The sequence below is a fragment of the Treponema sp. OMZ 803 genome, assembly GCF_024181165.1.
Lineage (GTDB): Bacteria > Spirochaetota > Spirochaetia > Treponematales > Treponemataceae > Treponema.
The window spans coordinates 1,208,907-1,229,385 of sequence record NZ_CP051195.1 but is presented as its reverse complement, the minus strand read 5'-3'; the positions used below and the strand labels follow the sequence as shown (position 1 = coordinate 1,229,385).

The window sequence follows — 20,479 nt, the reverse complement described above, 5'->3', positions numbered from 1 at the left end:
AGCCTCCTATTTTAATCCTGCCTGTTTTAAGATGCTATTCAAAGTGCCGGGTTTTAAATCACCGCTGTGCATCGGGATTGTTATTTTACCTGACATTTCCGAATGTTTTAGTTGACAATGAGACCCTTTTGTTTCATAAACATACCAAGGTTTATTTTCAGTCGCTGAAATAGCGCGACTGAAAAACACTGCGAGTTTGCTACCTGCAAACATCGCAGATTATATGTGCGCTTTCCGCGCACGAATTGAACAACTTCAAAAGTTGATACTTTGTTCAGTTATTCAATTTTAAGGAAGCATTTTGTTTTAATAATTTTAAGACTTCTTTTGCAGTCATAATTATATGATACGTATTTTAAGTGCGCATGTCTATATCTTTAGAAGTTACTTACTCATCACTTTGTTAATTGGTAATGTGTAATCAACCGGTACATTAATCCATTATCCATTACAAATTACTAATTATTACACAACCCCTGCTTTTTCAAATTGTTTTTTCAGCATCTTGCTGCCTACCCATGCACTGAATGCTGCAACGAGCAATGTTCCGCCGACAATCACGACAGGCATCCATGATGCTGCCGAGGTGTTCATGGTTTCAATGTAGGAAGCGTCGGTGCCTTTTTTCAGCATAGCGTGTATCCATCTATCCCGGTCGATAAAAAAGATGAGATAGGTGAAGGTGTTTGAAAGCATAAACAGCATATACGAAAGTGCATTGAGTTTTTTATTGGTATAGGTGCCGATCCCTGCAACGATGTCGGCGATAATGCCCATTCCGATATTGCCGAGTGCCATCGACCAATGCATTCCGGTAACAAAAAAGAAAAAGCCTAAAATGATGCCGAGGATGGTAATGCTCCAGCGTTTGTGAACCTTTGCGACTAAAAACAAATATACCGGACCGCACAATAATGCGCAGCCCATCGGCATATAAAACGTCAATACCGGATTAGGTGCAAAAAACATGCCGCCGAGCATTGTAAACACAATCATCAATGCGGTAAAAATACCGGTTGTTACCAAGTCTTTTACCGATAACCCTTTTTGAGTATTCATATTTAGACCTCCAATACTATAATTTATAATTTATAATTTGTAATGCGTAATGTGTGATTACTCCAATGTATAATTCCTCATTAAACATCTCTAAAAATTCAAGGTTAGTGTTTAGAGGATACCCATTAATCATTCTTCATTATTTTTATACACAAGATAGGCTTTGACCATTTCGGTGATCGCCTGTTTTTTCATTTTAAAAAGTTCTTTTTCGCCAAGATATTCAAAACCGATCGTAAGTGCATTCATAAAAGTAAATAAAAATGAATCGAGTTGTTCGATGCCGCAAGCATTCTGCGCTTGTCCGAAAGCGTCAAGCATTTCCTGGAAACCGTCGGTACTTAGTTTTTCAAACAGGTGCTGTAATTTCGGATCGCGGCTCTTTTCCAATAAAAACATGGCGTAAAGCGGCTTATACGGATTTTCATCGATGATTTTTTCAGTAATAAACTGCGCCGCCATATCTTCAGGAGTGCTGTAATTCCCCTGTTGATGCCGGTGCAAGGTCTTTTCGATACGGCTCTTATTAGCCTCTTCCATTATGTCGTAGAGAATGTCGCCGGTATTTTTGTAATAGTAGTACACCCCGCCGACGGATAAACCGCTTTCAGCTATCACATCCTCCATTGTGGTTGCTGAGAATCCTTTTTCGAGGAATTTCCGTGCGGCTGCTTTTCTAATTTCCTTTTTTCTTTCTTCGGGAAGTAATCGTGTTCTTTGCATAGTAATGAACTTCTCTTTACCGAGGAAACCCTCGATAGGAGGAGTATATTTCAAGGGGAGAAATGTGTCAAGCGGCTTACTTTTGCAGGCATCTATATCGAGATAATAAATACTACGCGCCATTACAGCCTGTGTGAAAGCCGGGAAACTACACTGAAGTAAAATACGGGTTGCATCTTTTGATTGAAACCTACCTGAAAAGTTAAAGGAACACTGTCGTAAAGGTTGTAGCCGAGTCCGCCGCCTGCTTCATAGAAGAGAGAACCTTTGCGCCGTTTGGTAATACCGAAGCCGACATCGGCAAAGAGCGAAAGAAAAAAGCCGTTTGTTTGGGCGGTAATCCGCGCAGGGTACCAACGGAACTCAGCGCTGAACAGATGCATATCTTTAAATAATGCCTGCGTTTTAAAGGTACTGCGCCCGGTCATGCCGCTTTGAGTTTGTCCGATCGCATAGCGGCTGAACGGAGCAGCCTTGCCGTACTGCACGGTTGAGGTATGAAAGAGCGAATACATGAACGCAATATCAACATAATAGAGGTGAAAAGAAGCGGGTATTGCCGCCGAAACAGTATAATAATGAAATGCAGCCTTCGGTATCCAATGATAATAAAACGCAGCGGTACCGGTGCTCTTAAAAAAACCGAGATCGGTAAGGAAAAAATCCAGCTGCAATCCTGCAGAAACCTGAGTAACCACCGTCGGTGCGGTTACGGTACTCCACTCATCTCCGATGATCTCATTTTTCCGCAGCCGTCCGGCAACAAGCGGCATGGTTACCTTTATTCTGGGAAAACTAAAACCGAAGGAAGTTATCCCGTAGACCGCTTGATCAGCAGCTTTTTTATGCATGGCGAAGGGAACAATGTCATATACGGCGTAGCCGCTCCAAAAGAAAGACTTTTTCTGGAGCGCTAATCCGACCGAGGTATCCAGCACCGGTGTATCGGCAACCGAGAACGAAAACCCTGCATTGGGAAAGACACTGAAGTCTTCTTTCCGATAAAACCATCCGAATCGCACTGATAGCGGTAAGCCGTAATACTGCGAAATTATTTTAAATGCCGACACCTTAATGTGAAAATCCAGCGGGGCATTCGCCGAAGTGCCGGAAGCTGTGTCGCCGGGATTGTCGGCAGTATCCGTGGAGTGCTCGCCGGCTCCGGTATTACCGTCCGGTGTCTCTCCCGTTGCGATGCCGGATGCCGCTACGGTATGATCCGCTACCGCATTATCGGTTTCGGATACAACAGAAGCCGATGCCGCAGCAGTATTCTGCGTGGACTGTGCGTATCCCGTTATCCCTGCGTACAACAGCAGACAAAGCACACAATACCGCCGCATCTCACGGCTTATGTTCCGTATCATCTTTTTCGTAGTGATCTTTTTAAAAAGTAAAAATTCATCCATAACTTTTATACATCTCCATTAAAACTGACGGCAATCGAAAGTATACCAAGATAGCTCATATCCGTCGTTTGCTTTTTCAGCATATCTTTTGAAATATATCCGATTTTAATCGAAAAATCAGATATGAAAAACTCCGCCTGCATAATTCCAACGAGCTTTTTTGCTTCCAGTCCCTGCACTCCGGCGGAAATTTGTGCATAGTCGGCTAGCCCCATACTTTGAAAGACCGAATACGCAAATCCTTCCGTCGAATACGATACCTCTGCAATTGAACTCAACGTAATCGAGTTCAATAGAAAATCTTTTGAAATACCGGCAAGCGTTCCCCAATCGGTGATATTTTTATGCAGCAAGTCTACCGGCAGTTGCGCATTGGCATAGAGCTTAAACTGATATGGCAGCAGCGCTGAAATCTCCGCTGCTGCGGTACAGGTATAGGCTTTTTTTTGTCCGGCGGAGGCAGCTGTCTCCGGTAATTCCGGTTGCAACAGTGCATCTGCTTCAAGCCCCACCGATACGACCGGATTGGAGTACACAGCTTTTGTCCAAAGGCTGTACCACTTGGGTACTTTCCGGAACGCCGTTGAATCGGCATCGGCAAAAATACCGGAGGTCAACAGGAATTGCTTGACCGGTACTTCAAACACGGTATGCCACACCAACGGATAGATCTTTTTTCCAAACCTGTCTGATTGAGGAAGATGCACAAAAAAATAATTTTTCATTATACCTTCCCCAAAAGAAAATGAATCCTTTCCGATGGAAAGCGAAAATCGGTCGGTAAAAAGTGAATAACGCAGCTTTCTAAAAAACGGTCTGAACTTTTGCTCTTTTACAAGAATCCCCGGCTGTACAAGAAAATTTTGATTACCTGCAGAAAGTTCAATATTGCAAAACACAGTACCAGCCATATTCGGAATAGTATCAGGCGCATATTCATTTGTATTCTTCTGTAAAAATATTGATTCATGCTGCACTTCAAATCCTGCACCTACCTGTACCGAATCAATGCCGGAAAGTGCGCACACGGAAAATGCAATGCATAAAAAAAATAAATAGGCTATCGCTTTTCGCATTACTCTTGTGAACCTCTAACCTTAAATTTTTAAAAGATGGCCTATTGAATAAGCCCTTCCTTAAAATGCCCCAGTCGAACAAAGTGTCAATTTTGGAGGCTGGCGCATCACGCCGTTTCGTAACGTTAGTGAGAAACGGCATACAATACGTGACGTTTGCCGCAAGGCAAACTCATCGGTTAACAAGGCAACCTCATTTGGTTGCCGAAGTTATACCTTCCTATAAATGCAACAGTTGAACAAAATATCAATTTTGGAAACTGTTGCATTGATGCGCAGAATGCGCATACGTTCATCATCGAGTTTGCGGTTAGCAAACTCGACGTGTTTTTCAGCCGCGCTATTTCAGTGGATGAAAATAAACGTTCCTTAAAATTCAGCAGTCGAACAAAGTGTCAACTTTGGAGAATGCTGAATTGGTACGTGATAGCGTACATAGAATAAGCGACGTTTGCGGTTAGCAAACTCGACGTGTTTTTCAGCCGCGCTATTTCAGCGGCTGAAAATAAACGTTCCATTTTTTGACTGAGCATTTTCATATTTGAATACTGAAAAAGACTTGCGGGAACATCAGTCGGAGTTATCCCTTCCGTTATCCATGTGTTTACCATGTCTTTATCAAAAAGCAGATTATATATATCGATTTGCTTAAAACATTCGTACCCATCGACTATACCGCGGCTGTATCGTAATGTCCTCACCGGATTTTTTTTCGTATCGGTAAAGGTCAGCTCGAATACCTCATCATCCGTTTTTTCAAACAGTACGAATTTATACGCGGCCTTTGACGATGTCCGCTCAAGCGTTAAAATGCCGTCCGTTGAATCCGCGATCCGATATTCGTTTCTAAAATCGATTTTCAGAATATCCTGAATTTCAAACTCCTCAACCTTATACGAACCTGAAATTTTTAACGGGCTTTTCAGCTTTTTCGTTAAAAGCCAATACCCCTGATCGGAGCTGAAAAAATACTGTATACCGCTTTTCGTTTTCATCCGTACGCACTGCCCATTTTTATGGAACAAACAATACGCCGTCTCCGATTTACTCGCAACGCTATTAGATTGAGCGTTCTTTTTCTGCTTTATAATACGCTGTTGTACCAACACCGTCCGGTCTGAACCATACGCTTTATTCACTGAAAGAAAGCGTTCATAGTCCGTCCGGTTCTGCACTTCATCAGCATATAACACCGCGCTGCATAATCCCGCTATGCCGGAAAATATCGCCACGCAGAACAATACTATCTTTATGTGTGTGTTCATACCTAACTTCCATTATAATGAATAAGCTGCACCGTGCTATGTTTGCAAATAGTGTACATCGGATGCAGCACGGAAATAATGCCGGTTAAAAAAATAAAAAACTGGGTTGTCAAAATCGCCGGGAGGGTGATGTAAAAATTAAGGCGGTATGCCCGTGTATATCCGGGCGGGGTCATGGTAATATTACCTATTTCCGTCAGACTGTTTCCCAGCTGCGCGAGCACGATGCCGCCGATAATACCGGCAAGGCTGATGAGGCATACCTCAAGCGCCAGCATCTGCATAACGGAGGAGCGTTTCAGCCCGATTGCTTCCATCGTGCCGAACTCTCCGAGCCGTTCCATAAAACTTGCGGAAAGGCTTTGCGTCAATGCCGTAAAAATCAAGATATACAAAATGATGCTGATAAAAGAAGATTGATTGCGGAATAAACCGCTGATTTGTTCCCACGAAGGATTGCGCTCCTTCCAATTCTGCGTCTGATACGGCAGCTGATGTTCGGCGAAATACGAATCGAAGGCAGCCTGTGCAGCGGGCATATCGGTATCTTTGTGGAGGTACACACGCATATACGAAGCGGAATCTTTCAGCTCAAAAAAATCGAGCAGCGCACTGCGGGAAGCAATCACCAAACCGGCATCGTTTTGCGGAGTACCTGTATCGAGCCATCCGCTTACTTCAAAGGATCCTGTCAACAAACCGCTGTCTCCGATCGAAGACATAAGGTTGACAAAGGGTTCTTGCGCCGTACTCAGTTTGAGTGTTTCAAAAAGCGCCTTACCCAGCACAAGGCTTTGGTCTCCTGCAAATACCGGTGTCCCTTCCGTTGCGCCCAAACGCTGCGGTGAATCGTACCCCGCGCCCCAAAACACAGCCGTATCTGTATCGGTACCGATAATCCCCTGAAAGTTTAATACCGCATCGGAAGATTTCACCGCAGGCATATCCGCATAGATGCTCCGCAGCATCTCCATATCCCGTGCACTTAACAGTGCCGTGCCGGTATTGTCGGTATGCTGCGGCTCAGCTGCGCTTTTCATGCTTACCTGAATATGCCCCGAATTTGAAATAAAGCTGAGTGCTAATCCCTGTTCGGAATATTCCACAAAACCGCGATACAGCAGCATTGCGCTTGACGCTATTGTAATCAGTAACACCGAAAGAAAACTGCGTTTTGCATGAAACAGAATATTGTCCCATACGCTCTTCAATAAAAACATCAACGGTCTCCTTGCCTCTGTTCCATTAAGCAGCCTGCCTGCATAGTGTACACGGTATCTGCATATTCGCTGATGATCGGGTCGTGCGAAACAAAGATACCGATACCGTTCTTCTCTTTTATATAACTGCGTAGATACCCGTACACCTGATGGGAACGTTTTGTATCAAGCGAGGAGGTAATTTCATCTGCGATAATATAGCGCGGATTGGTAGAAAGTGCACGGACAATAGACACCCGCTGTTTTTCTCCACCTGAAAGTTGATCCGGTTTTTTACGAATGAGAGACCGCACATCAAAATATTCGAACAGCGGAAACAGTACCGCATCAATTTCTTTTTTTGATTTCCGTGTTATCTTCAATGGAAGAGCGGCATTTTCGTAAATAGTCTGAGCCTTAATCAATTCAAAAAACTGAAAAATCAGCCCGAAGTGTTCCAGCCGAAATTGAGCGCGCTTGTTCACATTCATGGTATTGATTTCGGAGTCATCCCAACTGACACTTCCCGCATCGGGTGTGTCGATGCCGGTAATCACATTTAAAAATGTAGATTTGCCCGCGCCCGAATTTCCGTAAATCCATACGAGCGATGCAGGCGGAACGGATAGGTTGATATCTTTATTAACCTCATAGTTGTTCTTTTCTATCGTATAACTTTTATACAGATTTTTGACAGCTAAACCGTGTATTTCTTTGTTCTCTCTATCCGTCATATACCGTTTCCTTTTTATAAACTGAATATTCCCTTTCGGTAATTTTCATAGACGCGCAAGAGCAACACATGATTGGGAAACAATGAGGCAGCTTTTTGTAAATAGGCGCGTCCTTTGGTACTTTCATATTTTTTCATAGAGTAAATTGAATATAAAAGATACGCATTAAACCGGTCTGCTGCAGATAACTCCTCTATATACTCCTCCTGCGATTCGATGTAGCTATTGTAATTCCCCGTTGTTACGTCAGCGGGGAAGATATGCCAGCATGCCAGTTTTACCGCCGCTTCAGTGTTACCGGGATTGAGCATGAGTGCCTTGCGGTATAGCACCGGTACTGCCGAGGCGATTGCAAAAGTATTTTTCGGCACGCCTATTTTTGTATACAGATAATTTGCATACCGCATAAAGAGGGCGGACATCTGTTCCCTTGTGAATCCCGCATGTTTTCGGGTCAATTTTTCTGCTTGCCGTAAAAAGTCCTGCGCTTCACCCTGTATGAGCGTATCGTATTTTCCGCACTGCCGGTTTCCCTCGTAGACATACAGCATGGAAATCAACTTTGCGTGTTCAAAATACAGATCAAGCAGCCCCGCATCTTCAAAAGAAGTGTTAAGCGCTTCCCGGATCCGGTCAAAACTGTCCAGCAACAGCTGCGGATCGAATGACTGCATCCGGTAATACTGTTCTTCAAGAGCTTTACAGTCAGCAATAGACAATATGCCCTGAATAGGTGCCTGCGCTTGGCTGACGGCAACGGTCATTTCCGTTTGTGTTTGCTCCTGAGGTAGCGGCGCATTTTGAGCAGCGGGACTTTCCATGTATGCATATACAGACAGCGCCATGCACCATACGAACAGCATCGCGCGTTTATTCAAAAAATAGTTTGCCATTTTTATTTCCTTCGCTTACCAGTTGCGTAAAGGTTTCTTTAGGGAAAAGGTCATGTGCAGCGCGTAAATCGGCAGCAGCTTTTTTTGGGTTTTCAAGTGCGATATATGCTTGTGAACGGTACAGCAGTGCGAGGTATTTTTCCTCCGGTGTTTCTGAGCACGAAACCGCTTTTGAAAATGCTTTCAGCGCAGCATCGGTTCCTCCACCTGCAATAGGAGGGGCAAAAAACAGCCAAAGCCCGTATGAAAGATGCCCCTGCGAAAATTTCTTATTTTGTTTAAGCGCCTCTTCATAGAGATGACGGGAACGGAGCGCCTCATCGTACATCGTCTGCCCTGATGAAAACCCTGCCAATCGAGATTTAATATCCGCCCAGCCGACAAGCAGCCACACATTTACCTCGCTGTCTTTTTTACCTTCCATAAACGCTTTGCACCGATCATCTTGTTCGGTTAAAAGTCGGTAATTTTGCTTTGCGTTTGCTTTGCCCGCCATATCGGTTTGCTCGACTGCCAGCAATGTAAAAAGCATCAATTTTTCTTCTTCGGTCAGGTTTGACGCTTCGATTTTCTTTCGATATGCTTCAATGTGAGTTTGAATAGCTTCTTTGCTTTCCGCATTATAGAGATCGATTTTAAACTTTAAAAAATCATTATACGCTTCTTGAGCGCACAACGGCATTACACACATACATAGCAACGCTGTAAACACCGCCGTAACTGTCCGTATCTTCATAGTATCATCCTCATTGTAGAAATTTCAGCAGTTTCCGTTGGAAAAACGGATTTCGGAAAATCCGGTTTATGTACCTTTATGCAACATTATAGAAGTTTAGCTTAAAAAAGTCAGTGAGAAACGTCATTGGGTACCGTGACATTTGTCATCTTTTTTCGTTTATTAAGCTAGACATCAGGCCGTAAAAAGTCTATCGTACATGTGAATACCATAGAAGCTTCGCGAAGACAGCAGACGGTTTTATCGATATGATTGTCCTAGTACGTTTATTTTTGATCAATCTTTTGTGTGCTCTTTTTTTGATGCAGACCAGCGGCGTTTCGACAGTGCATTATTTTATACTCTGCTTTTCACTTTCTCTTTGGCTGGAAATGACGGAAAACAAAAAACTGAGAATAGCATGCTTTGGCCTTTTTATACTCGCAGTGTTTGCCTTAGGTAAGGTCATCCTGTTTTTCTCACCGGTGCTTTTAGTTTCGGATTTTGATATGTCAGATTTTGGCAGCGGAAAAAAAGAACATCCCAAACGGCAAACACCGTCGTTTTTTTTCAATGCGAAAGAAATCGCAGTTAAAGTAATTATTTTGAGCTGCACTCTTACCTGCTTAAACATTCCATTCTTTGTTTTTACCGCCATCATCTTTTTTTATGCAATCGAAAAAAAACGATACGATAGTATTTCCAAACAATTTACAGCCTTGCAGGATTCGCTTACCGAACGCACTCTTCAAAACGAGGTTCAAAAACGGCATTTGCAAAATGAAGCGCTGAAAAATTTAGAAGCAGCGATCTTAGCTGAACGGAATCGTATTTCGGGAGAACTGCATAACTCGATCGGTCATACCATTAGTGCCGCCATAGTGCAGGTTAATGCATTACAGTATATTACCGTGCAGGATGAGGTAAAAACAAATCTCAATATGTTACAACATTCGCTGGAAGCGGGATTGACCGAAATACGTAATTGTCTTCATAATCTGCATAACGATTCGTTCGATTTGCAAACCGGCATCGAAAAGTTGATTGCTTCGTCTACGCAGACCTTGCATATCCGTCTAACTTGTAAAACGGAAACGATGCCGTATACGTTAAAATACGATATTCTTTCGGTAATAAAAGAATGTCTTTCAAACACCTTAAAACACAGCGGGGCTTCGGCAATGGTAATCAGTATTTTGGAGCATCCTGCATTTTATTCGGTATCGGTACAGGATAACGGAACAGGCTGTTCCGTTACCGAACCGTGCGTTAAGGGAATCGGGCTTACCGTTTTAAGCGAAATTGCCGCAAGACATAACGGCACCATTCATTTTTATTCCCAAGACGGTTTTAAGGTGCATATAACATTTCCAAAGAAATGATACCATTTTACGGAGGCATACAATGAATATCGTAATAATAGATGATGATCCACTGGTAATACAATCGCTTAAAACAATTTTGACGGCGAATAATTTTACAGTTGTTGCCTGCGGTTCTGACGGAACGGAAGCCGAAGAGCTATTTGAACGATATAAGCCTGATATTTTGCTTATGGATATCCGTATGCAAAAAATGAGCGGTATCGAGGCTGCGGAAAAAATCCTTGCGCAAAACAAAGACGCAAAAATATTATTACTGACAACTTTTAATGACGAAGAATACATTATGCGGGCTGTTAATTTCGGGTGCAAAGGCTATATTTTAAAACAGAATATCCGCCTGCTGGCGCCTGCACTGCACGCCGTTGCAGCGGGAAGCGTTGTCTTCGATTCCGAAATTATTACAAACCTTCCCGTTGCAAAACAGGAACGGAAATCATTTAAAGAATTGAACTCCCGCGAAAACGATGTGATGGATTTATTAGCGGACGGACTGAATAATAAGGAAATTGCGCAGCGCCTTTCTTTAAGCGAAGGTACTGTTCGTAACTATATTTCTTCGATATTGGAAAAACTGAATCTGCGCGACCGCACACAGCTCCTTGTATATTATTATACGAAATAGAGAAGACCAATGACAAATGTCATACGTCGATATGATATTGCACACTTTTTTTAGATTGGACAAAAGCGTACAATACGCATACCTGAATTGACGGAAAGGGAAACGGCTGATGGAACAGCCGAATCGACGAGGAGAATGTATGAACACACCGGTATTGTCGGTAAAAAATCTGGTTAAGCGGTATAAAGAAAAAATCGCATTGGATCATTTTAATTTGGACGTTGCAAAAGGAGAAGTGCTGGGGCTGTTGGGACCGAACGGCTGCGGCAAGACAACGGCAATCAACTGCATCCTTTCGCTGTTAAAGTACGATAAAGGCGAGATCAGGATTTTTGATGAGCCGATGCGTCCCGACGCTTTTGCAATAAAACGGAAAATCGGCCTTGTGCCGCAGGAAGTATCCGTCTATTACGATTTTACCGTTAAACAAAACATCGACTACTTTTGTGGACTGTACATCGATAACGGAGCCGAACGAAAAAAACTGGTAGAGGAAGCAATCGACTTTGTCGGCCTTAACAACTACGAATCGTATAAAGCGAAAAAGCTGTCCGGCGGATTATTACGGAGGCTCAATATTGCCTGCGGCATTGCGCATAAGCCGGAACTCATTTTTTTGGACGAACCGACCGTTGCCGTCGATGCACAAAGCAGAAACTTTATTCTTTCCGGTATCAGAAAGCTGGCGCAAAACGGCAGCACCATTGTGTACACCACGCACTACCTTGAAGAAGCGGAACAGCTCTGCGACCGCATGGTGATTATGGATAACGGACGGGATATTGCAAACGGTACCTTTGACGAGTTGAAAGACCTTATCCGCACCAGCGAAAAAGTTGTCGTTGAGTTTGTCGGTCTGCACGATACCGCTGACAGTATAATAGAAGCATTGAAAACCATTCCGCACGTAACCGGCGTTGTACAAAACGGCTCGGAATGGCTGATCACCTTTGAAAACTCCATCAACAACTTAAACGAGCTGATTCTCTTTATCAATAAACGGCAGCTCGCATATCGCAAATTGTATTCCGAACGTCCCAGTCTCAGCGACATTTTCTTAGAGCTTACGGGAAAGGAGCTGCGGGACTGATGAATTTTTTACGCGAATTAAAGTACACGGCAATTTCGATGATCTCGACGGTGCAAGGAATGTTTTGGACAGTAGCATATCCGATCCTGTTATCGTCGCTATTTTTTGTGATCTTCTCCGCCATCAGTACACGGGGATTAAGTACCGCTATAAACACCGGCGTTACCAAAACAAATCCCCATCGAGTCATCCTTAATTTTATTCCGATAGTGCATGTTATCTCGATGGAACAGGATGCTGCCGATGCCGCTTTGCGCGAAGGCAGTATTCAAGTGTTTATCGCAGACGATTTATCGATCAGAATATACAAAGACGGTACCGCACAGACAATCGTTAAAAATATAGTAGAGCAGATAAAGCAAACCGATGCGCTCGGTATCCCAATAACGCCTTCTGTTTACCGGAAACGGTTCATCGACAGTAAGGATGAACAAAACAATTCGATGATGATTTTATTCTACTCGCTTTTGGCGATGGTCTCCATTTACAGTATGTTCGGTGCAATATCCATCCCCGAACGCATGCAGGCAAATATTTCAAAATTAGCGGTAAGAATGTCCGCAGCGCCTATCAAGCGGTTCAGACTATATCTTTCCGGCGTTCTTTTCTTTGTCTGCTTTAATCTTGCATCGAATCTTTTATACATCGGCTATGTGATGCTTGTGTTAAAACTTAACCTCATCACGGATTTTGCGGTAACGGTTCCGCTGTTGATCTATGCAAATCTGTTCGGAACCGCCTTCGGCCTCTGTATCGGCTCAATTCCCAAACTGACGGAAAACACAAAAGTGATGATAGGCGTGTTCAGTTCGCTGTTTCTCTCCTTTTTATCCGGTATGATGAGTGTCAGTGTCAAAACCGCGTTGGATGCTTCGGTTCCGATTCTGAGTAAAATAAACCCCATCGCGCTTTTTACAGATACATTATACAACATCAATATCCTGCACGAATACGATTCAGCGTCGTTATTTTTTATTGTGTACTCAGGATTCATCGCGCTGTTTTTAAGTATTGCGTTTTTTAATGCGCGGGAGGTACAGTATGACAGTCTATAAGCATTTTTTGCTGATGGTGTGGCAGCGGAAAATCGGCACCGCTATCTTTCTCGCTATCTTTTTATCGCTGTGTTTTCTAATGCTGCAGCCGGAAAGCAGGAATGCGCACGGTTTTTCCGAAACGCCGCTTACCGTTTGCATTGCAGATAAAGATCATTCACCGCTTTCGGAGCAGCTGACCGCTTACTTGCAAACAAAACACAGGGTTACGCTTTTAGACGGTTTCGGTTTAAGCGATGAAGCGCTTTTGAAAAAGCTCAGAAAAAATATTTCCGTCGGTACAGTTGATGCAGGATTGATTATTTCCGAAGGATTTGAACAGAAAACAGAATCAGGACAAAAAGGAATCATCAGCATTAAAGACGGCAGACAAGCGGCAGCGTTCTATATCGATTCACAGATACAAACCTTTTTACGCTTTGCACTTTCAACAAAGGAAGCAACGGGGGCTTTCGACTTTGAAAAAGTACGAAACGCGCTTGCGGTACGAACCGAGGTTATCAATGTGAACCGAGAGGAAGACACATCGACTGCCGCAGGGCTTAAATATTTTTTCAATTTTCTGGGATGGGCGATATTCTCGCTGATTATCAATTCCATCGGCTGGGCGCTGTTTGAATTAAATAACGAGCGACTGAGAATCCGCACGGCCGTTTCACCGGTGTCGAATATGCGGCTTGCTTTTGAAAATTTTGCTGCGCAGCTGACCGCCGTAGCCCTCTTTCTTGCGGTGTTAATTGCCTTTGCCGCGCTAATGTACCGGCAGACTATCCGTACCTTGCCGCTTGCAAGCTATACGCTGAACGCTGCCGTCTACGCAGCGGTGGTTTTAAGTGCGGTTTTTATGCTGAACGCCGCGTTAAAAAAAGGGGCGGTAATGGGGATTGTCGGTACGGTGCTTCCCCTGTCGCTTGCCTTTATTTCGGGGATTTTTTTGGATCAGGAACTGCTGCCGAAAAGCATTACTACGCTCGCTCAAGTCTTTCCGACATACTATTACGTGCGTGCAAATACTTTTACCGAACGGATGCTGCGCCCCGATTGGAATAATATCGGTATGCAGCTTTTGTTCCTATTGCTGTACTTTACGCTCGGCGTCTATTTCAGTAAGCTGAACAGAACGCGAAATAAAATCGAGTTTGCACAGAAGTAAGCATAACAAAATGTCATTGAATGTCGTCCGGATAGCGTACTTCTAAAATGATTACAGCAGATACAGGATATGGTAGTGAAAAAAATCTATGAGTATCTTGAGAAGGATGGAAGTATTGTATTAGTAAAACATAGAAAGCTAACGGAAAGTGCCAGTCCCCTTATATGCTGTAATAAATAGAAAAGAAATGCATGATGCTTCCGGCGAGCACAAAGAGGTGCCACACGCCATGCATCCATTTTATTTTTTTCATAGCATAAAAAACGCAGCCGGCGGTATAGAGTACACCACCTAAAATTAAGAAGCGAAAGCTAAGTAGAGGGAGTTGTTCTTTCAGCGGCTTTGCAGCAAATATAATAAGCCATCCCATCGGGATATAGGTAACAACCGATAACACACGTACCCTGCTTCCAAATATCGCATAGAGCACAATACCGACTACGGCTAACCCCCAGATAACACCGAAGATAGACCAACCGACCGCTCCTCTCAGCGCAGTAAGGCAATAAGCGGTATAGGTTCCGGCGATCAGAATATAAATTGAACAATGATCGAATATACCGAATACTTTTTTTGTACCGAGTGGTAAGGCATGATAGAGTGTTGAAAACAAATATAAAATAATTAACGAAGATCCGAATATTGTAAATCCGACAATACATCGCGCCCGGTATTCATCAGGCGCATAATGAACTGCCCGGATAATAAGAAGCACCAAACCGGCAATCGAAAGCAACGTTCCAATGCCATGTGTTATTGCATTGACAATTTCTTCGCCGGTTGTATATCGTTTTGTAATCACGTGCGCCATCATCGCCCCCATAAAAAACAAAACACTAAAACCAATCCGTTTTAGTGTTTTGATTCTGCGGAATAACGGACTCTTAGTCTTTAATATTGTAGCGTTTCTTAAAGCGATCAATACGTCCGGCTGTATCTACCAGTTTCTGTTTACCGGTAAAGAAAGGATGACAAGCAGAACAAATTTCAACTTTAATATCTTTTTCTGTAGAACGTGTCCGAATAACATTTCCACATGCACACGTAATCGTTGTTTCCACATAATTAGGATGAATATCTTTTTTCATTATAACACCTCTTATACACTGCCCCGAAAAGAGCATTACTATAGGTATTTCTAAAAACTTTAGCTAGTTTTTAGAGGTTTACTATACCATTTCAGCATCAATCAGCCGCGGCCGTATTATTGCATGGTTCCGGAATTCATCAATTTCAAGAACACTTCATTATTCTTACTTTTCTTCATTTTGTCAAGAAGTAAGTCCATAATTTCGATGTCATCCATCGGATTGATAACCTTCCGCAACAGCCAAATCCGTTGCAAATCAGCCTCGTTAATCAAAAGTTCTTCTTTACGGGTGCCCGACTTCTTAATATTAATCGCAGGGAATATACGGCGATCTGATAATCGACGATCTAAGTTGATTTCCATATTACCCGTTCCCTTGAATTCTTCAAAGATGACCTCATCCATACGGCTGCCGGTTTCTATCAAAGCCGTCGCGATAATGGTCAAACTTCCGCCTTCTTCGATATTACGGGCAGCACCGAAAAAGCGCTTGGGCTTATGCAATGCATTCGAGTCGACACCGCCGGATAACACCTTACCGGAAGTCGGTACCGTTTGGTTATACGCACGGGCAAGACGTGTGATGGAATCAAGTAGGATCACCACATCTTTTTTGTGTTCGACTAACCGCTTTGCCTTTTCCAATACCATTTCCGCAACCTGTACATGCCTCGTTGCCTGTTCATCGAAAGTAGAGGAGATAACCTCGCCGTGCACCGTTCGCTCCATATCGGTAACTTCTTCCGGCCGTTCATCAATCAACAAAACGATAAGATATACCTCAGGATGATTCTGCGTTATAGCATTCGCGATTTGCTGCATCAATATTGTCTTACCGGTACGTGGAGGCGCAACAATCAAAGAACGTTGCCCTTTCCCGATCGGACAAAACAAATCCATAATACGAGTTGAATAAAGTTCGCTGGTTGTTTCCAGATTGAGTTTTTGGCGGGGATACAGCGGGGTAAGGTTATCGAAGGGAATACGGCTTTGAGCAATAGAAACATCCTCAAAGTTTACCGACTCAACCCGCAGCAGAGCAAAAAAACGCTCTCCCTCTTTAGGTGAACGGATTTGCCCGTATACGGTATCGCCCGTTTTAAGATTGAACAACCGTATCTGACTCGGCGAAATATAAATATCATCGGAACCGGACAGATAGCTATTCTGCGGCGAACGCAAAAAACCGTAACCATCGGGTAGAATTTCCAAAGCGCCTGAGGCAAAAATAATTCCGCCGTTTTCGGTATGATTTTTCAGAATAAAAAAGATAATTTCTTGCTTTTTCATCGCAACCATATCTTCGTGTGGTATACCATATTGCGCTGCCAAATCACGCAGGGCATGCATCCCCATACGTGTCAAATCGTTAATAACCAATTTTAGTTTATTCTCATTGTCTTCGGAACCGATATTTCCATCTGCACCGACAGCGGTGGAATCCTGCGTTCGATTATAGGTTCTTCGCATAGAAGATTGGCGGCGCGGTTTCTTCTCTACCTCAGGCGCAGTTCCGTCGAAGGATGATTTTCTGTGCATACGTGGCCGTACTACTAATTTTTTTTCAGGCGGTTCATCGGGCGCAGAAGAATACTCTGCATTACTGTCTGTTCGGTGTGCAAACCCATCAGATTCAAGGGACGCAGTACCCGCGGCCTCTTGTTGTTCCAGATTCAACTCAGGTTGTTCTTGGAAATCCGGAGCGGCTCCGTCAGCAGTAAAAGGCGAACGGCGTACTTTTAAGATTGTCATAAAATTTCTCCATAGTAAGTTTTGCTTTTTAAAATATCAAAAAGATACGGAGTATTTCCTAAGAAAGATTAGCTTTGATAAGTTGTTTTAGAAACCACAATATCCAAACAAAAAGCCTTTATCAACAACCTATCGTTGCATACAGCGCTTACGATACGATTGTATTACAGGGATTTTTTTCTGTTTGGAATAGCTGCTGCCCGTAGGCATCCAAGTGTTTCCGTTTATTTCGCAATAAGGCTTTTTTAGATCATACAGGCCTACTGTGAAATTTGAAATGCCAAAGTCACTGCCGAGCATCATCGTTAGATTGCTCGGCAACTTTCTTATTGTATCTTGTTGCTTTTTATCTTGTCAAGAGTATCGCCTTAACTTTATCGGTTTTGGCAATCTTCTTTCAGTCGCTGTAATAACATTTGCATTGCAGCAGTATAGGTCTGTTCACGGATAGCATCGCGCGTACCGCTAAACAGATACTTTTCAGAATACACACAAGCGGTATGTTCATTAGCCGCACAGGCGATACATACCGTGCCGACTGGCAGTTGCGGAGTACCTCCGGAAGGTCCCGCTAATCCGGTTACTGCAATTGCATAACCGCACTTGTTCAAGGAATCGGATGCAATCGCTAATGCGCCTTTCGCCATTGCAGTCGCTGTTTCTACACTTACCACGCCAAACCGTTCCAAGATTTCAGTAGAGACATTCAATAGCCGGCGCTTTGCCTCTGCCGAGTATGTAACCCAACCACCCCAGAAAACAGCGGAAGCTCCCGGTACATCCGTAATATATTTTGCAATCAAACCGCCGGTCAGCGATTCCGCCGTTACAAGGAAAAGATTTCTACGTTTTAGTTCGTCAAATATATAATGAATTTGCGGAAACATTAGCTACGCAGCTTTTGCTTGAGCTGTTCGGGATGCATGGAAAAAAGATTTCCGTCAACTCCGGCATTGTCCCGAATCATATGTACGGCACCTTCAAACGAAACGCCATCTGCAATCTTAATGCGGGCAGCATGAACATCTCCATGCACAACACTGCCGACCTTCATCTCTATCTTATCGGCAGCCGTTAAAGAGCCGTACACAGTACCTTCAATAACAATTGAAGCAGCTCTGATATACTGAGTTTTACAAACCGCACCTTTTTCTATCAACAAGAACCCTTGCGCATCTATAGCGCCCGAAAAAGTACCTTGGATATGCAAGTCTTCACTAAATTTCAAAAAACCGTCAAAAACCGTCTCTTTTCCTAAAACGGTTAGTTTTTTTTCTTTATCGATTTTTTTCATGCAGTTTTCCTAGAATTAAGTATAGTCCGTACTGAACCGATAATCAAGAGGCACCCAGCCGTTATTGCTGCTATAAGTCCAAAAATATCACCCCACAGCACATACCATGTATTCGACCTTGCTGTAAACACCGGAATATCAACGCACAGATACCCTTCGATGAACGGCTTTAGCATCGCAGTAATATGCCCATGCGGACTAATTGCCGCCGTTTGCCCCGATGCAGTTGCCCGCACCATCGGCAAGCGCGTTTCTACAGCTCGAAACACGCTCATACTTAAATGCTGATATTGGCAGGCAACGCTTTTTGCCCATGCGTCATTCGACATATTGACAAATAACTTCGCCCCATGACGTGCAAAACGCCGTGTGATGTACCCGAACGTATCTTCAAAGCAAATCGGAACGGAAAACTCCAATCCATTCACCGAAAAAACCGTCGCTTCGAGTCCTTTCTCCCAAAAATGAGTATCATTCGCAACTAATGCGTCATAGATAGCCGGAAAAGCTTTTTTATATGGAAAATGCTCGGTAAAAGGCACTAAATGCATCTTCCGATATCGTTCGGGGTTTGGGGGCAATACATTCTCCTTAGGACAAAATAGCAAAGCAGCATTATAGTCGAGCCGCTCTTCTATGCCCGTATCGGTTACCGCTTTTACCGCATCATCATTTCCGATTAAAAACGGCACCGACTGTTCGTCTAAATAGGTTAAAAGCTCATGCACCAACTCAAAAGTATTTCGATCTTCACGGTACCGATAGTGCCAATCGATACGGGGTATAAAAGCGGTTTCCGGCCATACGACCAGTGCAAGGTTCGGATCGCCGGCAATAGCCTGATCAGAAAGTTTCTTAAGCGTTTTAAAATCTCTTTTATATGACTCAACTCCTCCTACCCATGGATCGGAGTTCGGCTGAATAAGCGCAATACGAGCAGTCGGCAAGTCTTTATAATCGCGTTGAATGGACAAACCGAAAATCAATGCTGCAACAAAACAAAGACCCCACATCAAAGCGGGGATGCGTTCTTTATAAGCAAATGCGCGAAGCCCATGCAGCCAATTCCGAACAGGCTCCTTACAATGAGTTTTTATTCCGGCAGCTATCCATGCAGAAGGGAAGCATACCAGTGCAGAAACTCCCCATACGCCAAAAATTGAGGCAATCTGAATAAGTGGGATAAATTGCCACTGCGAATACCCTATCAAACCATAAGAGAAACCAAGGAAGCCAAGCGTTTTAATATACTCGTATCCGATCCAGATTAACCATTGAACGATAAAACCGTATCGAGGAAAATAGATATCAGCTAATTTAAGCAGTGGAATCGTTAGCATATAGTAAAAAAAGTATTCCAGTGCAACAATATACATTGCAAGCGGGTGGAACCCCCACAGCCAATAACTAAAAATACAATAATTAAACACCCCGTAAATTCCACCCCATAAAAAAGAAGAAAGGAATGAAATTCTACGAACTAAAATAAAAAGAGGAACAAAAATAAAATATGCGAGAAACGGCAACCCGGTCGAAACTAAAAACCCGGGCTGCGAAAAAGCAAAAAGAGCAGAAGAGCTTATGAGCAGAGCGACGTTAACACCCCAATAAGCAAGCTTCCTACTTCTCTGCATCCGGAGAGTCCTTCTCCACAATAGGTCGTACAGCTGCACTCAATATTTTTCCCGGACGAAATACGACAACTGAATGATCCTCCGTATTCACCAATTCACCTGTTTTAGGATTTCGCATACCTTTTCGCCCCTTACGAAATTGCACTGAAAACGTACCGAAGCCACGAATTTCTATTGTTTCACCGCGTCGCAGCGCTTGAAACATTTCTGAAAAAAACAAATCGCTTACGGAGTGAATGTCCTTCAGCATGTGATCTGTTTTTTTATAAATTGCATCAACAATACTTGTTTTTGTTTGTTTAATTATTTGCTTATGTTTACTCATCTTTAA

21 protein-coding genes and 1 pseudogene are annotated in these 20,479 nt (G+C 43.3%); 5 read left to right on the top strand and 17 right to left on the bottom strand.

The annotated features are described in order from the left end of the window. Positions 1-6: 6 nt before the first annotated feature. The 10 genes from ABH09_RS05595 to ABH09_RS05550 all read right to left on the bottom strand — a co-directional run bounded on the left by ABH09_RS05595 (position 7) and on the right by ABH09_RS05550 (position 9,094). Positions 7-213, bottom strand: coding sequence for a type II toxin-antitoxin system HicA family toxin (locus ABH09_RS05595; protein WP_162663385.1), 207 nt, complete (start codon positions 211-213; stop codon positions 7-9). A 252-nt stretch (positions 214-465) separates the two neighbouring features. After that, a complete protein-coding gene (locus ABH09_RS05590; protein WP_253715536.1) occupies positions 466-1,059 on the bottom strand; it encodes an MptD family putative ECF transporter S component in 594 nt (197 codons plus the stop codon). A gap of 129 nt (positions 1,060-1,188) precedes the next feature. Beyond that, the gene (locus ABH09_RS05585) at positions 1,189-1,782 is read right to left on the bottom strand and encodes a TetR/AcrR family transcriptional regulator (protein WP_253715534.1); all 594 of its coding nucleotides are present in this window, start codon (positions 1,780-1,782) and stop codon (positions 1,189-1,191) included. Positions 1,783-1,904: 122 nt separating this feature from the next. Beyond that, complete coding sequence (locus ABH09_RS05580) at positions 1,905-3,191, bottom strand: hypothetical protein (protein WP_253715532.1); 1,287 nt, start codon at positions 3,189-3,191, stop codon at positions 1,905-1,907. Positions 3,192-3,196: 5 nt separating this feature from the next. Further along, positions 3,197-4,267: a hypothetical protein gene (locus ABH09_RS05575; protein ID WP_253715531.1), complete on the bottom strand. Its 1,071-nt coding sequence runs from the start codon at positions 4,265-4,267 to the stop codon at positions 3,197-3,199. 395 nt (positions 4,268-4,662) lie between these two features. Next, on the bottom strand, positions 4,663-5,532 hold the full coding sequence (locus ABH09_RS05570) for a hypothetical protein (protein WP_253715529.1): 870 nt from the start codon (positions 5,530-5,532) through the stop codon (positions 4,663-4,665). Positions 5,533-5,534: 2 nt separating this feature from the next. Next, positions 5,535-6,752, bottom strand: coding sequence for an ABC transporter permease (locus ABH09_RS05565; protein ID WP_253715528.1), 1,218 nt, complete (start codon positions 6,750-6,752; stop codon positions 5,535-5,537). Then, a complete protein-coding gene (locus ABH09_RS05560; RefSeq protein ID WP_253715527.1) occupies positions 6,752-7,465 on the bottom strand; it encodes an ABC transporter ATP-binding protein in 714 nt (237 codons plus the stop codon). The genes ABH09_RS05565 and ABH09_RS05560 overlap by 1 nt, the downstream gene beginning before the upstream one ends. 14 nt (positions 7,466-7,479) lie before the next feature. After that, on the bottom strand, positions 7,480-8,358 hold the full coding sequence (locus ABH09_RS05555; RefSeq protein WP_253715526.1) for a hypothetical protein: 879 nt from the start codon (positions 8,356-8,358) through the stop codon (positions 7,480-7,482). After that, positions 8,336-9,094 carry a tetratricopeptide repeat protein gene (locus tag ABH09_RS05550; protein ID WP_253715525.1) on the bottom strand — a complete coding sequence of 253 codons (759 nt, stop codon included), beginning with the start codon at positions 9,092-9,094 and terminating at the stop codon, positions 8,336-8,338. The genes ABH09_RS05555 and ABH09_RS05550 overlap by 23 nt, the downstream gene beginning before the upstream one ends. Before the next feature lie 248 nt (positions 9,095-9,342). Here ABH09_RS05550 and ABH09_RS05545 point away from each other — a divergent pair, with 248 nt between their 5' ends. The 5 genes from ABH09_RS05545 to ABH09_RS05525 all read left to right on the top strand — a co-directional run bounded on the left by ABH09_RS05545 (position 9,343) and on the right by ABH09_RS05525 (position 14,378). Further along, positions 9,343-10,455: a sensor histidine kinase gene (locus ABH09_RS05545; RefSeq protein ID WP_253715524.1), complete on the top strand. Its 1,113-nt coding sequence runs from the start codon at positions 9,343-9,345 to the stop codon at positions 10,453-10,455. 22 nt (positions 10,456-10,477) lie between these two features. After that, positions 10,478-11,080, top strand: coding sequence for a response regulator (locus tag ABH09_RS05540; protein ID WP_253715523.1), 603 nt, complete (start codon positions 10,478-10,480; stop codon positions 11,078-11,080). A gap of 139 nt (positions 11,081-11,219) precedes the next feature. Then, positions 11,220-12,170, top strand: a complete 951-nt coding sequence (locus ABH09_RS05535; RefSeq protein WP_253715522.1) for an ABC transporter ATP-binding protein — start codon at positions 11,220-11,222, stop codon at positions 12,168-12,170. Continuing rightward, on the top strand, positions 12,170-13,225 hold the full coding sequence (locus tag ABH09_RS05530; RefSeq protein WP_253715521.1) for an ABC transporter permease: 1,056 nt from the start codon (positions 12,170-12,172) through the stop codon (positions 13,223-13,225). Before ABH09_RS05535 ends, ABH09_RS05530 begins: the two co-directional genes overlap by 1 nt. Then, positions 13,212-14,378 carry an ABC transporter permease gene (locus ABH09_RS05525; RefSeq protein WP_253715520.1) on the top strand — a complete coding sequence of 389 codons (1,167 nt, stop codon included), beginning with the start codon at positions 13,212-13,214 and terminating at the stop codon, positions 14,376-14,378. Before ABH09_RS05530 ends, ABH09_RS05525 begins: the two co-directional genes overlap by 14 nt. 160 nt (positions 14,379-14,538) lie before the next feature. Here ABH09_RS05525 and ABH09_RS05520 read toward each other — a convergent pair whose 3' ends face one another. The 7 genes and pseudogenes from ABH09_RS05520 to ABH09_RS05490 all read right to left on the bottom strand — a co-directional run bounded on the left by ABH09_RS05520 (position 14,539) and on the right by ABH09_RS05490 (position 20,473). Beyond that, complete coding sequence (locus ABH09_RS05520; RefSeq protein WP_162664758.1) at positions 14,539-15,189, bottom strand: PAQR family membrane homeostasis protein TrhA; 651 nt, start codon at positions 15,187-15,189, stop codon at positions 14,539-14,541. A gap of 73 nt (positions 15,190-15,262) precedes the next feature. Beyond that, a complete protein-coding gene (gene rpmE / locus ABH09_RS05515) occupies positions 15,263-15,466 on the bottom strand; it encodes a 50S ribosomal protein L31 (protein ID WP_162663371.1) in 204 nt (67 codons plus the stop codon). A gap of 116 nt (positions 15,467-15,582) precedes the next feature. Then, a pseudogene (gene rho / locus ABH09_RS05510) lies at positions 15,583-16,848 on the bottom strand (transcription termination factor Rho); the annotation flags it as partial. Between the two features lie 746 nt (positions 16,849-17,594). Beyond that, positions 17,595-18,107 carry a CinA family protein gene (locus ABH09_RS05505; protein WP_253715519.1) on the bottom strand — a complete coding sequence of 171 codons (513 nt, stop codon included), beginning with the start codon at positions 18,105-18,107 and terminating at the stop codon, positions 17,595-17,597. Continuing rightward, positions 18,107-18,514: a bactofilin family protein gene (locus ABH09_RS05500; protein WP_162663368.1), complete on the bottom strand. Its 408-nt coding sequence runs from the start codon at positions 18,512-18,514 to the stop codon at positions 18,107-18,109. Before ABH09_RS05500 ends, ABH09_RS05505 begins: the two co-directional genes overlap by 1 nt. Beyond that, positions 18,511-20,148 (bottom strand): apolipoprotein N-acyltransferase, encoded by a 1,638-nt coding sequence (gene lnt, locus ABH09_RS05495; protein ID WP_253715518.1) that lies wholly within the window; start codon positions 20,146-20,148, stop codon positions 18,511-18,513. Before lnt ends, ABH09_RS05500 begins: the two co-directional genes overlap by 4 nt. Then, positions 20,135-20,473, bottom strand: a complete 339-nt coding sequence (locus ABH09_RS05490) for an HU family DNA-binding protein (protein ID WP_162663366.1) — start codon at positions 20,471-20,473, stop codon at positions 20,135-20,137. Before ABH09_RS05490 ends, lnt begins: the two co-directional genes overlap by 14 nt. Between the last annotated feature and the right edge of the window lie 6 nt (positions 20,474-20,479).

Coding starts and splice junctions, on each gene's coding strand:
- ABH09_RS05530 (WP_253715521.1), top strand. CDS start 12,170: ATGAATTTTTTACGCGAATTAAAGTACACGGCAATTTCGATGATCTCG.
- ABH09_RS05595 (WP_162663385.1), bottom strand. CDS start 213: ATGTTTGCAGGTAGCAAACTCGCAGTGTTTTTCAGTCGCGCTATTTCA.
- ABH09_RS05570 (WP_253715529.1), bottom strand. CDS start 5,532: ATGAACACACACATAAAGATAGTATTGTTCTGCGTGGCGATATTTTCC.
- ABH09_RS05490 (WP_162663366.1), bottom strand. CDS start 20,473: ATGAGTAAACATAAGCAAATAATTAAACAAACAAAAACAAGTATTGTT.
- ABH09_RS05545 (WP_253715524.1), top strand. CDS start 9,343: ATGATTGTCCTAGTACGTTTATTTTTGATCAATCTTTTGTGTGCTCTT.
- ABH09_RS05500 (WP_162663368.1), bottom strand. CDS start 18,514: ATGAAAAAAATCGATAAAGAAAAAAAACTAACCGTTTTAGGAAAAGAG.
- ABH09_RS05590 (WP_253715536.1), bottom strand. CDS start 1,059: ATGAATACTCAAAAAGGGTTATCGGTAAAAGACTTGGTAACAACCGGT.
- ABH09_RS05550 (WP_253715525.1), bottom strand. CDS start 9,094: ATGAAGATACGGACAGTTACGGCGGTGTTTACAGCGTTGCTATGTATG.
- ABH09_RS05520 (WP_162664758.1), bottom strand. CDS start 15,189: ATGGCGCACGTGATTACAAAACGATATACAACCGGCGAAGAAATTGTC.
- ABH09_RS05580 (WP_253715532.1), bottom strand. CDS start 3,191: ATGGATGAATTTTTACTTTTTAAAAAGATCACTACGAAAAAGATGATA.
- ABH09_RS05505 (WP_253715519.1), bottom strand. CDS start 18,107: ATGTTTCCGCAAATTCATTATATATTTGACGAACTAAAACGTAGAAAT.
- ABH09_RS05555 (WP_253715526.1), bottom strand. CDS start 8,358: ATGGCAAACTATTTTTTGAATAAACGCGCGATGCTGTTCGTATGGTGC.
- ABH09_RS05565 (WP_253715528.1), bottom strand. CDS start 6,752: ATGTTTTTATTGAAGAGCGTATGGGACAATATTCTGTTTCATGCAAAA.
- ABH09_RS05540 (WP_253715523.1), top strand. CDS start 10,478: ATGAATATCGTAATAATAGATGATGATCCACTGGTAATACAATCGCTT.
- rpmE (WP_162663371.1), bottom strand. CDS start 15,466: ATGAAAAAAGATATTCATCCTAATTATGTGGAAACAACGATTACGTGT.
- ABH09_RS05535 (WP_253715522.1), top strand. CDS start 11,220: ATGAACACACCGGTATTGTCGGTAAAAAATCTGGTTAAGCGGTATAAA.
- ABH09_RS05560 (WP_253715527.1), bottom strand. CDS start 7,465: ATGACGGATAGAGAGAACAAAGAAATACACGGTTTAGCTGTCAAAAAT.
- ABH09_RS05585 (WP_253715534.1), bottom strand. CDS start 1,782: ATGCAAAGAACACGATTACTTCCCGAAGAAAGAAAAAAGGAAATTAGA.
- ABH09_RS05525 (WP_253715520.1), top strand. CDS start 13,212: ATGACAGTCTATAAGCATTTTTTGCTGATGGTGTGGCAGCGGAAAATC.
- lnt (WP_253715518.1), bottom strand. CDS start 20,148: ATGCAGAGAAGTAGGAAGCTTGCTTATTGGGGTGTTAACGTCGCTCTG.
- ABH09_RS05575 (WP_253715531.1), bottom strand. CDS start 4,267: ATGCGAAAAGCGATAGCCTATTTATTTTTTTTATGCATTGCATTTTCC.